Annotated in this window: 10 protein-coding genes; 1 reads left to right on the top strand and 9 read right to left on the bottom strand. The window is 63.0% G+C overall.

Translation table 11 applies throughout. The annotated features are described in order from the left end of the window. Positions 1-82 precede the first annotated feature (82 nt). Positions 83-1816 (bottom strand): OPT/YSL family transporter, encoded by a 1734-nt coding sequence (locus B5G02_RS07360; RefSeq protein WP_019239838.1) that lies wholly within the window; start codon positions 1814-1816, stop codon positions 83-85. 595 nt (positions 1817-2411) lie between these two features. On the opposite strand from B5G02_RS07360, the gene B5G02_RS07365 reads away from it, so the two are divergent. Continuing rightward, a complete protein-coding gene (locus B5G02_RS07365; RefSeq protein WP_094335764.1) occupies positions 2412-3206 on the top strand; it encodes a type III pantothenate kinase in 795 nt (264 codons plus the stop codon). Between the two features lie 9 nt (positions 3207-3215). Here the strand turns inward: B5G02_RS07365 and B5G02_RS07370 are convergent, their stop codons facing one another. From B5G02_RS07370 to B5G02_RS07405, 8 genes are all read right to left on the bottom strand, one after another. Beyond that, positions 3216-7964, bottom strand: a complete 4749-nt coding sequence (locus tag B5G02_RS07370; RefSeq protein ID WP_094335765.1) for a 2-hydroxyacyl-CoA dehydratase — start codon at positions 7962-7964, stop codon at positions 3216-3218. Between the two features lie 25 nt (positions 7965-7989). Further along, positions 7990-8691, bottom strand: a complete 702-nt coding sequence (locus B5G02_RS07375) for a TetR/AcrR family transcriptional regulator (protein ID WP_043359952.1) — start codon at positions 8689-8691, stop codon at positions 7990-7992. A gap of 233 nt (positions 8692-8924) precedes the next feature. Next, positions 8925-9452: a galactose-6-phosphate isomerase subunit LacB gene (lacB, locus tag B5G02_RS07380; protein ID WP_094335767.1), complete on the bottom strand. Its 528-nt coding sequence runs from the start codon at positions 9450-9452 to the stop codon at positions 8925-8927. Further along, on the bottom strand, positions 9449-9904 hold the full coding sequence (gene lacA / locus B5G02_RS07385) for a galactose-6-phosphate isomerase subunit LacA (RefSeq protein WP_094335768.1): 456 nt from the start codon (positions 9902-9904) through the stop codon (positions 9449-9451). The genes lacB and lacA overlap by 4 nt, the downstream gene beginning before the upstream one ends. Before the next feature lie 135 nt (positions 9905-10039). Next, positions 10040-10342 carry a PTS sugar transporter subunit IIB gene (locus tag B5G02_RS07390; RefSeq protein ID WP_094335769.1) on the bottom strand — a complete coding sequence of 101 codons (303 nt, stop codon included), beginning with the start codon at positions 10340-10342 and terminating at the stop codon, positions 10040-10042. A 17-nt stretch (positions 10343-10359) separates the two neighbouring features. Next, positions 10360-11676 carry a PTS sugar transporter subunit IIC gene (locus tag B5G02_RS07395; protein ID WP_094335770.1) on the bottom strand — a complete coding sequence of 439 codons (1317 nt, stop codon included), beginning with the start codon at positions 11674-11676 and terminating at the stop codon, positions 10360-10362. Positions 11677-11687: 11 nt separating this feature from the next. Beyond that, complete coding sequence (locus B5G02_RS07400) at positions 11688-13094, bottom strand: glycoside hydrolase family 1 protein (RefSeq protein WP_241146194.1); 1407 nt, start codon at positions 13092-13094, stop codon at positions 11688-11690. Then, positions 13084-13407, bottom strand: a complete 324-nt coding sequence (locus tag B5G02_RS07405) for a PTS lactose/cellobiose transporter subunit IIA (protein WP_094335771.1) — start codon at positions 13405-13407, stop codon at positions 13084-13086. Before B5G02_RS07405 ends, B5G02_RS07400 begins: the two co-directional genes overlap by 11 nt. Positions 13408-13440 lie beyond the last annotated feature (33 nt).

Genomic DNA, 13440 nt, shown 5'->3' on the forward strand with positions numbered 1-13440 from the left:
CGGTCCCGGGCGATGCCTGGTCACATACCATGCTATCGCCCGGGCTATCTGCCTTGATCCGCGCCCGCACGCCTTCGCACACCTACCCCGCGAGCCCGCTCGCCACGCTCGCGAACGCGATGATGACGCCGACGATGGACTCGCCGCCGAGCACGCCGGAAGCCACGACCGCGCCGGTCTCGTCGAGCTCCTTCGCCGCCGCGGCACCCGCGCGCTGCGCCCGCGCCGCGCGCACGCGGTCGAACGCCACGCGGACGAGCGCTCCCACCGCGGTGGTGAGCGACATGTAAAACGGCAGGTACACGCCCAGGCCGAGCATCATGGCGGGAATCCCCGCGCAGTACAGGAGCGTCCCTCCCACCAAGCCGATCACGAACGCGGGCACGCTCGGGATACCGGCGACCATCGTGGCCACGACGTTCGCCTGCGCCGCGATGAACTCCGCATCGGCGCCGAACGCGTCCGTGCCGTACGCCGCCACGATGGCGAGCATCACCGCGACCGCCACCACGGCGCCCAGGAGCGCGCCGATGGCCTGGCCGATCCACAGCGTGCGCGGGTCGGTCCCGATGATCTGCCCGGTCTTGAAATCGCTCATCACGTCGCCCGCGAGGCCGCACGCCACGGCGATAATGCCCGCGACGAAGAAGAGCTGCACCTGGGTGGTTCGCGAGAATGCCGCTACGAACAGCAGCACGATGAGGCCGAAGATCTCCATGGGGTCGATGCCGGACTGGCCCACGGACTGCGCGCTCATGATGGCCGTCACGAACGAGAGCGCAACGATCGCCACGGAGACAAGGGGCGAGAGCCCGAGCCCCATGCAGCAGATGAGCGCAGCTGCGGCGACGAAACACGCGAGCGCGCCCGCATCGAGGCGCGAGAGGTGCCGCAGGGCGCCGGCGAGCATGCCCGTGCACCTGGTTGCGTCCGCCGCCGCACGCCCGGTTGCGCCCTCCGCCGCGTCGCCCGCGCGACCGCCGCGATCCCGCGCGCCGCGCACAAGCGGCCAAACGATGTCCTTCGCCACCACACCGAGGCCGGAACCCATCATGAGCCCCATGCCCAGGCTACTCACGATGCCCTGCGCCGTCGCGACGTCCCACAGCCCCAGCGCGGTTCCGCCCACGGTGATCCCGAACGCCGCGAGCACCGCGCCCGCCATCCACCAGGCAACGGAGCGGCCGCCCACGAGGAACCCCACGGAGAGGCGCATGGGCGACGCCTGGATGCCGAAGCTCACGCCGGGGATCGGCAGCGTGGCCACCAACGCCGGAATCCACCCGAGCACGTCGCGCGCCACGCACCACGCGCCCGCGAACGCCATGGAACCGAACAGCTTGCGACCGGTGGAGCCGCCCGCCGTGCTCGCGAGCAGGGTCTCGGCGGCAGCGGTGCCGATGGGGTACTCCAGGTCGCTCTCCTCCACGAAGCGCCTGCGTATGAGCGCCGTGCACACGAGCCCCAGCAGCGTGCCCACAAGCGCCACCGCGAGCAGCTCCCACCAGCTCACCTCCACGCCGAGCCCCAAGATCCAGATGCCCGGCACCGTGAACGCGATGCCCCCCGCCACCATGGAGCCCGCGGACATGATGACCTGCGTGATATTCGCTTCATTCAGGCTTGTTCGCCCCATCGCGCGCAGCAGCACGAGCGCGGTGATGGATGTGAAGATGGTCGGCCACGGCAGCGCGCCCATCTTGAGGGCGGTGTAAACCGACGACGCCGTGATGATGACGCAGCCGACGCAGCCGATAACGATGCCGGCAGCGCTCAGCTGCCCGCGCAGCCCCGCGCGGGTACCCGTTTCGCTCATATGCGTCCCTTCGTATATCCGCTCCCCCTCGGCGGGGAGTCGGGTTACGGACCGGATGCGGTCGATTATAGCCCGCGGCATGCCCTGCGAAGGCGTTTTTCTCAAGCTGACGCGTTTTCTAGCACGTTAGTTCAGATATGCACGATGCATGAAACGTGCTCCGGCGGCGGTGCAGCAGAGCCGCGCACATGCTTCGAACGTCCAACGAAACGCGCGCCGCCTCGTTTTTCACGCGCGGAACCGAAAATGTGGTGATGAAATTCAGATATGCACGATGGGGGCACGCCCTGCGCGTCCGTCTGCGTCCCCTCGAACCCTATCGGACGAGGAAATCCTGGGAAAATGAGCATGTGACGTGCCGAAGGCATGCGAAATGCGGCCGCGTAGCCCGCCATCGCGCCGCGCAATCGTGCATATCTGAACTACACCACCATTTTTCGATGATCGCCGTGAAATTCCCCTCGAAGCACGGCCGAAGGCGCCATCGCGAACGGTTGGCACCCCCATCCGCTCCCCTGACGCCCCCCATCGCGCAGCCAGCCACCCAGAACGACCGTGGTACAGTGTCCCCATCACACGATGCGAAGGAGCCCCCATGTCCCACGTTCTCACCGTCGACGTCGGCAACACCATGACGCATATCGGCCTGTTCTCGGTCGAGGGCACGGGGACCCAAGCCGGCACCGTCGAACTCCTCGGATCCTGCGCGCTCACGACGCGCGAGCGCATCACGGCCGACGAGGCGCGCATCCAGCTCAATCAGGCGCGCTCCCTCATGCCGCGCGTCGAGCCCGACGGCGTTGTGCTCTCCTGCGTGGTGCCCACGCTCACCAGCGCATGGCGCGCCGCGCTCGGCACCGCCTGCGACGTGCGCGCACTTGTCGTGGGGCCGGGCATCAAGACCGGCATCCGCATGAGCTACGACGACCCTGCGGAGGTGGGACCGGACCGCATCGCCGACGCGGTGGCGGCGCGGGCGACGTACGGCGCGCCCGTCGTGGCCATCGACCTTGGAACCACGACGAACTTCGAGGTCATAGACGAGCAGGGCGCGTTCGCCGGCGGCATCATCGCCCCGGGCGTGGCGCTCGGCGCCCGCGCGCTCGAGCAGGCTGCCGCGCGGCTGCCCGTCATCGAGCTGCGCGCGCCGAAGCGCGTCATCGGGCGCAGCACGCGCGCCGCCATGCAGTCCGGCGTGGTACTCGGCGAGGCCGCGCGCATCGACGGGCTCATCGACGCCATCTTCTCCGAGCTGGGCTATGAGGCGCCGATCGCACTCACCGGCGACGGCGCCTCGAGCCTCGCTGCGCTCCTGCGCCACAGCGTCACGGTCGACGACACGCTCACGCTGCGCGGCCTCGCGCTCATCTGGCGCGCGAATGTAAAATAACCCCTGGGGTTATTTTACATTGTGGCCGAGGCGCTCGGCGACGGCCGTCACGGCATCATCGCTCACCGCGCCGCAGGCCGAGCAGGAACCGCTGCCCGCGCTCGCCGCGTCATCGCCGTGGAACGGGCGAAACTTGCTGTCGTCCATATCCATCGCGAGCGGCTTCACGCTCTCCATCACGAAGCCCTTGCCGGCGCGCAGGTTCTCCTTCGCCACCGAGATCATGAGCTTGATGCGGTTGAGCTGGTTCACCTCGGACGCGCCCGGGTCGTAGTCCACGGCCACGATGTTGCTCTCGGGGTGCTGGCGGCGCAGCTCCTTGATCACGGCCTTGCCCACCACGTGGTTCGGCAGGCACGCGAACGGCTGCGTGCAGATGATGTTCGGCGCGCCGTGGTCGATGAGGTCGAGCATCTCGGCCGTGAGGAGCCACCCCTCGCCCATGTTGTTGCACAGGCTCAGCACACGCGTGGCCTTCTCGGCCATGACCGAGATGGGCTCTGGCCGCTCGAAGCGCGCGCTCTTCTCCAGGAGCTCGTCCACCGGCTTGCGCATCCAGTCCACGAGCCCGATCACTGCGTCCATCGCGCCGCGCGACGCCGCCGAGCTGCCGAGCTCGTCCTTTTGCACCTTGGCGTTGCTCATGGAGTAAAGGAAGAAGTCCAGAAGGCCCGGCACCACGGCCTCGCAGCCCTCGGCCTCGATGACGTCGACCACGTGGTTGTTCGCCGTGGGGTGGAACTTCACGAGGATCTCGCCCACCACGCCCACGCGCGGCTTCGTGCCCTCGCCCTCGAGCGGCAGCGTGTCGAACGCGTTGATGGCCTCGCGCGAGAGCTTCGTGAACGAGCGGCGCGTGAAGTTGGGCGCGAGTGCGCGGACACGCTCCATGTACTCCTCGAAGAGCGCGTTCGCCGAGCCGGGGACGGCCTCGTAGGGACGCGTGCGGTAGAGCATCTGCATCATGACGTCGCCGAAGAGCACGCAGTACACGGCGGCCTTGAGCAGCGGGACGGTGAGCTTGAAGCCGGGGTTCTGCTCGTCGAGTTTCACGGCCGAGAGGCTGATGACGGGCACCTGGGGGTTGCCGCTCTCGCGCAGCGCCTTGCGGATGAGCGCGATGTAGTTCGTGGCGCGGCAGCCGCCGCCCGTCTGCGAGATGATGACGGCCGTGCGGTTGAGGTCGTACTTGCCGCTCTCGATGGCTTCCATGATCTGGCCGGTCACGAGGATCGACGGGTAGCAGATGTCGTTGTTCACGTAGCGCAGGCCGGCCTCGACGGCGCCGCGGTCGGTGGAGGGCAGCAGCACGAAGTTGTAGCCCGCCGCCTTCATGACCTCCTTGACCAGGTCGAAGTGGATGGGCGCCATCTGCGGGCACAGGATGGTGTAACCCGCGTCGCGCATCTCCTCGGTGAACTGCACCTTGGGGAATGCCGCGCTGGCAGCCCGGCGCTGCGCCGCGAGCGCGTACTTGTGCGTGGCGAAGGCGGGCGCGTCGGCGCTCGGCGCCACGGGGGCGGCGTCGCCCTGCTCGTACGACTCGCCGGCGGCCGCGGCCTCGGCGGCGCGCTCGGCCTCCTGGTCCTTGAGCGCGGCCATGAGCGAGCGCACACGGATGCGCGCCGCGCCCAGGTTTGACACCTCGTCGATCTTGAGCACGGTGTAGATCTTGCCGGAGCCCTCGAGGATCTCCTGCACCTGGTCGGTGGTGAGCGCGTCCAGGCCGCAGCCGAAGGAGTTCAGCTGGATGAGGTCGAGGTCGTTGCGGAGCGTCACGAGCTTCGCCGCGCGGTAGAGGCGGCTGTGGAACATCCACTGGTCCACGACGCGGATGGGGCGGTCGGGCTTCACGAGGTGCGCGACCGAATCCTCCGTGAGCACCGCGAAGCCGAAGCTCGTGATGAGCTCGGGCAGGGCGTGGTTGATCTCCGGGTCGTTGTGGTAGGGACGGCCGGCGAGCACGATGCCGTGGCCACCGTGCTCCTCGATCCAGTGGAGAGCCTCCTCGCCCATGGTCTGGATCTGCTCGTGGAAGCGCGCGTCCTCCTCGTAGGCCGCGTTCACGGCGGCGTCGATCTCGGAGCGCGTGATCTTGGGCCCGCGCACACGGCCGCGGCCGGCCTCGGCGTCGGCCACGCGCTCGACGGCGATGAGCTCGTACAGGCGGCGCTTGAGCTCCACCTTGTCGTGGTACGGCACGAACGGGTACATGAACTCGACGTGCTTGCTCTCGATCTCGTCGATGTTCAGGCCGAGCGCCGTGGGATAGCTCATGACGATGGGGCAGTTGTAGCAGTTGCCCGCCGCCGGGTCCTCCTTGCGCTCCCAGCGGATGCACGGCATCCAGATGAAGTCGACGTCCTTGTCGATGAGGTTCATCACGTGCCCGTGGCTGAGCTTGGCCGGGTAGCACACGCTCTCGCTCGGCATGGACTCGATTCCGGCCTCGTAGGTCTTCTTGCTCGAGTTGTCCGAGAGCACCACGCGGAAGCCGAGCTTGGTGAAGAACGCGTGCCAGAACGGGTAGTTCTCGTACATGTTGAGCGCGCGCGGGATGCCGACGGTGCCGCGCGGCGCGTCCTCCTCCGCGAGCACGGGGCGGTTGAACAGCAGCTCGTTCTTGCGGGTGAAGAGGTTCGGCACCCGGCTGCGCTTACCGTGGTTGCCGGCGCCCTTCTCGCAGCGGTTGCCGGTGATGAACTTGCGCCCGCCGCCGAAGTCGTTGATGGTGAGCTGGCAGTTGTTGGAGCAGCGGCCGCAGCGCGCGTGGCGCTGCTTCACGGTGAGCTCGGCGATCTCGTTGGCGGAGAGGATGGTCGAGGTGCCCGTGGCGCCCGCGCGGTCGCGCGCGAGGAGCGCCGCGCCGTAGGCGCCCATGCAGCCGGCGATGTCCGGGCGCACGGCGTCCACGCCGGTGAGGAGCTCGAAGGCGCGCAGCGTCGCGTCGCTCATGAACGTGCCGCCCTGCACGATCACCTGCGTGCCGATCTCACGCGGGTCGCGCAGCTTGATAACCTTGAAGAGCGCGTTCTTGATCACGGAGTACGAGAGTCCCGCCGCGATGTCGCCCACCGTGGCGCCCTCCTTCTGCGCCTGCTTCACGCGGGAGTTCATGAAGACGGTGCAGCGGCTGCCCAGGTCGACGGGCTGGCGCGCGCCGATGGCCTCGTGCGCGAACTCCTCGACGCCCATGTCCATGGACACGGCGAAGCTCTCGATGAAGGAGCCGCAGCCCGAGGAGCATGCCTCGTTGAGCATGATGTGCTCGATCACGCCGTCAGCCACGCGCAGGCACTTCATGTCCTGGCCGCCGATGTCGAGGATGAACTGCACGCCCGGCAGGAAGGCCTTCGCGCCGCGCAGGTGCGCCACCGTCTCGATCTCGCCCGAGTCGGCCTTGAGCGCCTCGATGAGGAGCGCCTCGCCGTAGCCCGTGGTGGTCACGTGGCCGATGGAGCAGCCCTCCGGGATATGCGCGTAGAAGTCGGCCATGATGGTCTTGGCCGTGCCCAGGATGTCGCCGTTGTTGTTGCCGTACCAGGTGTAGAGGAGCTGGCCGTCCTCGCCCACCATCGCGGCCTTCATGGTGGTGGAGCCGGCGTCGAGGCCGATGAACACGCGGCCGCGGTAGCTCGCCAGGTCGCCGCGCGGCACGACCTCCTTGTCGTGGCGCTCCTTGAAGGCGGCGTAGTCCTCGGGCGTGGCGAAGAGCGGGTCCAGGCGCGCCACCTCAGAGCCCTGCGTGTCGCCGAGAGCGTCGATGGCCTCGATGAGCTGCGGGAAGGTGCTCAGCTTCTCGGACTCGTGCGCCATGGCGGCGCCGCTCGCCACGAAGAGGTGCGCGTTCTCGGGCACGATGCGGTGCGCCTCGTCGAGGTCGAGCGTGATGTAGAAGCGGCGGCGCAGCTCGGAGAGGTACTGCAGGGGGCCGCCCAGGAAGGCGACGTTGCCGCGGATGGGACGGCCGCAGGCGAGGCCGGAGATGGTCTGGGTCACCACGGCCTGGAAGATGGAGGCGGCCACGTCCTCCTGGCGCGCGCCCTCGTTGAGCAGCGGCTGCACGTCGGACTTCGCGAACACGCCGCAGCGGGAGGCGATGGGGTAGATCGTGGTGGCGCCCTTGGCGAGCTCGTTCAGGCCGGAGGCGTCGGTGTGCAAAAGCGTGGCCATCTGGTCAATGAACGCGCCCGTGCCGCCGGCGCAGGTGCCGTTCATGCGCTGCTCGATGCCCTGGTCGAAGTAGATGATCTTCGCGTCCTCGCCGCCGAGCTCGATGGCCACGTCCGTCTGCGGAATGAGCGTCTCCACGGCGCGCTTGCTCGCGATGACCTCCTGCACGAACTCGAGGCCGAGCCACTGGCTGAGCAACAGGCCGCCGGAGCCAGTGATGGCGCAGGTCATCTGCGCGTCGGGCAGCACGCGGACGGCCTGGTCGAAGAGGTCGCGGGCGCAGGCGCGCACGTCGGTGTGGTGGCGCTGGTACTTGGCGTAGACGATCTGGTTGGCGTCGTTCAGCACGGCGAGCTTGACGGTGGTGGAGCCCACGTCGATGCCCAGGTGCAGCGCGCCCGTGGCCGCCTCGGGGTTCCAGATCGCGCCCTCGACGGCGGTCGCCTCGGGGGCGGCGGGGGTGGCGGGCGCCTCGGGCTGCGCGGGTGCCTCCGCCTGCGGTGCGGCCGCCTGCGTCGCGGCCGTCTCGTTCAGCGTATCCTCGGCGCGCATATCCTGCTCGCCCATCACGGGAATCTTGACCATCGAATCCTCCTTTACCGCATGGCCCCTATCGGGGGTCGCACGCGTTCAGTCCCATAAGCTTCATGCCGTACGCGGGCACGTTGATGTCGATCGGCTGGCCGTACAGGTCGCCGGGGCGCACGAAGGCGATGACCGTCATGATGCGCGCCATGGTCTCCGGGCTCTCGGCCAGGCCGCCGGCGAACCAGCGCTGCACGACGCCGACCTCAGCGGCGACCACATACGACAGGTAGTAGTCGAAGAACGTGTCGAGCACGCCGGGGAAGATGCCGTTCCGCATGCGCTCGGCGACCGTCTCGCGGGCGATGGCCTGGATGCGCTGGACGAACGCCGCGTCGCCCTGGGGGCTCAGCAGCGCGCCGATCACCGCGCCGTCGCGCTTGAGGTACGCGAGCAGCTCCACCGAGCCAGGCGCGGGCTCGAGCGCATCGATGTTGCGGTAGAGCGACGGCAGGTCCGCCGCCGAGATGCGCGCGATGCGCGTACGCAGCTCATCGAGGATCTCGCCCTCGACGTGGTCGATGAAATCGGGGATGTCGCGGTAGTGCGTGTAGAACGTGCGGCGCGTGAGGCCCGCGCGCTCCGTGAGCGCCGCCACGGTCACGCCGGAGAGATCCTGGCCGCTGTTCAGCTCGTCCGCGAGCGCCTGGCGCAGCAACCGCTGCGAGCGCAGGCTGCGACGATCGCATTTCCCCAGTTCATGGGTGCATACGGTGGTTGTTGGCATGCCCTGCCCCTCATATGCGGCGGCGCCCCGCGGCAACCGCCCGCTCTTTCACTTCGTGAGTATTATTGCACACCATGTGAATTATCAAGGGGGTACCGAGCGGTCACCGCGAGGAGTTCACAAGCGTCAAGGTTTCGTAAGACGCTGGGGTCGGGTTCAAATGACTCACTAAGTCAATTGAACCCGACCCCTATGACTCAAGACATAACGTGCGCCTTATATTCGTGAAGCCCCTAGACGGCGGCATCGTCCTGATATTCCCCGCGATCCCAGCGTGCAAGAACGTCGGCGAAGAAGCTTGGGTTACGCTGGCCTGGCGCTTCGGACTCAAGCGCCTCGATTTTCCGGAGCATAGCCTCGCTCCGAGAGGTCGGATCATAGGAAGCCTTCAAAAACGCTTCAGTGATATCACAGATGAGAAACTCGCCGCAAATCTTTCCACCGAAACCGACAACGTTCGCATTAAGGCATCGTTTCGCATATAACGCCGACGTCATATCGCGCACCAATGTGCAGCGGGCACCTGGCACCTTGTTGACAGCATTGGTGATTCCCACTCCCGTGCCGCACATTACGACACCCTGGTCTGCTTCGCCAGATGCAACGAGCTCTCCAACGCGCTTGCCGAACAGCGGATAATGTGTACGGGCGTGGTCGTACGTACCCACATCGATGACATCATAGCCCCGGCCCTTTAGGAAATCCGACACTGCGATCTTCATGTCGGTCACGATATGATCGCATCCAATCGCTACGATCATCGTCCCACCTCCCCGGCCTCGATGCTCCCCATCATCTTGAGCATGTCGACGCGCGCTTGATGCCTTCCACCGCTATAGGTGCCGGTCAGAAAGCCAAACACGATATTGCGCGCGAGCTCAGACCCTACGATCTGCGCTCCCAGGCAGATGACCCGCGCATCATTGTGCTCGCGTGTCATGTGCGCGGTTCGCTCATCGGAAAGTGCCGCAGCAACCATACCCTTCATCTTGGTTGCCGCTAGATAGCTCTCAACACCGTAGGCATCGCATACAATCCCCAAACTCTCATCGGACGCCTGAACCGCACGCGCTACGAGAACAGCAGCTTCAACGCCGTCCTCTACCGGCTCGGGCGACAGATCGACAACATCCCATCCTCGTGAGCGCAAGTCGGCCGCAAGCACTTCCTTGAGCTCGACGCCGAAGACGTCGGCGGCAAGCACCACATTCATCTGAGCCCCCTATCAAAATTGCAATTGGATTCAGAAAATTAGGGCGCACGCCCATGTGCGGTACTGGAGATAGGCCATCTTGTGCCTTCCTCCCACACCAGCCTCGGTCGTACGCCCTTATTTCACGCTTGTTATTTATGCGGCAGATACCAACTTGAGGGCGGCGTCAACGATTGCCTTTGTATTCATGGTGCCAAAGTCTTGCGGCGCCATAACGTAAATCGGCGTGCCGTTTGCGCCCTTCTCGATCTCCGGCTTTACAAAGCGCACGTGAGGACCTAGGAGGACAAGATCCATGTTTGCAGCCTCATCCGCCGCTTCGGAGACGGGAAACGCCTGAACCGTGACATCGTACCCGCGAGAAGCCGCCTCTTCCTCAAGCTTCTTCCCCAAGATGCTCGTCGTCATCCCTGCATAACAGCAGATCATCCATTTCATTGCGCCACAGCTCCCTTCTACACCGCCTGTTGTGCATCGACCTGATCGTCCGTACTTTCCTCCTCAAGCTTATTACGCTCAAACGCCTTGAAGAACGGGTAGTACACCGCGACGTCGAGAGCGATGAGCGCAATCACCAAGACAAGGGCACGAACATCCATGGTGGACACAATTGCGCCGACAGGTGAGAACAAATTCCATCCGGGGTAAATGAATGTCTTCCCGACCAACCCGAAAATCATTGCCGCGTACGTAATCGTCGCGTTAAGCACCATGCTCAGGATTGAGGGGATGAACATGAGCGGGTTGTACATAACCGGTAACCCGAAAACAATGGGTTCATTAACACCGAAGATAACCGGGACGATACCTAAACGGCCAATCGTTTTGATTTGCTTTGATTTGCTCCTCAGCGTCAGGAGAGCCAGGGCAAGCGTCGCCCCATTGCCACCGATTGAAACGAAATAGAAGAGGAACGACTGAGTAAAGGTATACGGTAGAGCAGTTCCCGCAGCATACGCCGCCATATTTGCATAAAGATTCGCATATAAAAAGGGCTCGAGAGGACTCGTGATTACTGAATCGTGGATTCCAAACCAGAAAAGGAGCGGAATGGTAAACGCCACGAACAGCACACCCCAATAGCTATCAACGGCACCGATGAGCGGAGAAAGCATAATGGCGACAAAGTCCGCAAACGGTTGTCCGGTAACACGCAGAGCAATGGTGGAAACAACACTCATAACGATGAACACGATAGCGGCGGGCGCAAGCTGACCAATTGAGTCCGCAAGAGCAGGCGGTACACCACCGCCCGGTATTTCAATACGACCAACCTTGTGGTTGCACAGGAAACGGAACAGCTCGAGAGAAGCTACTGAGCTTACGATTGCACAAAACAGGCCTGTCCCCGAGAAATAATCTGTAATGAGAGCGCCTTCGTTATTGATGAGCGCCATCGAAGCAAATGAGGCTGCGCTTACAACGACTGGCAAAAAGCCATTCATTTTGTAATGACGAGCCAAAAAGAACGCGATGCCAACTGCCACCCAGATTGCCAAGCATCCCATGGTAATGAGGTTGATGGTATTCAGCGGTTGATAAAGCCAGGAAGCGAGTGTGCTCCATCCCTGCATGAACGCCCGTCCGATTCCCGGATCCATTGTCGTGTAATCCATGGGTGGCGTTATGATAACGAGCGCCAAACCACCTATGGTCATGAAAGGAATGAGCGTGAGGAACGTGTTCTGAATCGCTTGGACGTAACGATTCGCACCGATCTTACCGGCGATTGGACCAACATGGGCTTCGATCCATTGCGTGAAAGTTTCCATGATGGCTCCTCCTATTCAAGTGAAGAGATGAATCCCTTATACCAGTAGTAACTGTCCTTTGGAATGCGTTTATTACCGTTGTCGTAATCGATATAAACGAGCCCATATCGCTTGGCGTAACCGTTAATCCAGCTATAGACGTCCATTGTTGACCATACAAAATACCCGCGCACATCGACGCCCTCCCGCATGGCTTCGCGCATCCATGCGATATGCTGGCTTTGAAACTCAATGCGATACGGATCGTGAACGTTACCAAGCTCATCGAGATGCTCGTGATACCCGATTCCGTTCTCCGTGATTATGAACGGCGTATCCGGATACAAATCATGGAGCGCCATGAGCAAGTTATAGAGACCCTTGGGATAAATCTCCATATCCCAGTCGTTGGTGGGAATCGATTCATCTCGATCAAGCTCGAACCAGTTCTTGACTACGGCCTCTACGCGATCGCCCTTCTTGCCTGAGTTGCTCATCTTGAGATGGGTCTCTCCCTGCGTATAGGGCTTTACAAGATAACGCAGGTACGCATTCACGCCGAGATAATCGACCGTGCCCGAACGCAAAATCTCGTCATCCCCATCAAGCACATAAGATAAATCGTAACCATCGGCCACAAGCTTTTCGACGAAGTCGCGAGGAGGCTCCCCGAGTACGCATGTATCATTCACGCACCGGTTGTAGAACAAGTCCGCACAATGCGCAGCCTTACGATACGACTCGTCATCGACAAGAGTCTCAATCGAGTAGGAATCGTTCACTAGACCAATCATGCCTTGATACCCGCCGGCACGAAATTCCGCAACCGCCATAGCGCTGCCAAGCAAAAGGTGATACATTGCGCGCCAGCGACGACCAAGATCTTGTACATTCGGCGGATAGTTTCCTGCTGCATAGCAGCATTGCGTCTCGTAATTCGGCTCGTTAATCGTTGCCCAATAATGCACGCGATCACCGAAACGCTCGAAACACGTCTTCGCATATGCAGCATACGCTTCACATGTCTCGCGGTTCTCCCATCCGCCGCGTTCGAACAGCGCCTGGGGAAGATCGTAATGATACATGGTAACCAACGGTTCCACACCATGCCCCAAGCAGCAGTCAATCACGCGATTATAGAATGCAACGCCCGCCTCATTCACGGCTCCTATGCCATCCGGAATGATGCGCGTCCATGCGATTGAGAAGCGGTATGCATTCTGACCACCATTCGCGAGCATCTTGATATCTTCTTCGTAATGGTGGTAGTAGTCGCATGAGACATCTGCGTTTACAGGGTTAACAACATTCTTGTCGCTATGGCAAAAAGCGTCCCAGTTCGAAATACCCTTGCCATCTTCCTGCCAGGCGCCCTCGCACTGATAAGCAGCCGTTGCGCTGCCCCAGAGAAACGCCCCCTTTGCTTTCTCATTCATCATCTGCCATCCTCCGATACACCTCAATCAGTTCCCTTGCCATGCGCTCGAGCAAAATCGTGCTCATCAGGTGATCCTGAGCGTGCACGAGCAGCAAACTGAATGCGATATCCTCTCCATTCACCTCGCACCGTAACAGATCCGTCTGGGAAGCGTGCGCCTCATTCAGAGAACTTGTACCTTGTGAAAGCTTGGCTTCTGCTGCATCAAAGTCACCCTGGCGCGCAAGCTCCACCGCATCGAAAAAGCATGCAGAGGCCTCGCCTGCATGCGCCACAAGTTGAAATGAGATGCCCTGTACAGACTCCTTTTCCATCCCACACCTCCTTTAGCCCGTCTCAGTGTCCTA

The sequence above is a fragment of the [Collinsella] massiliensis genome, assembly GCF_002161605.1.
Taxonomy (GTDB): Bacteria; Actinomycetota; Coriobacteriia; order Coriobacteriales; family Coriobacteriaceae; genus Enorma.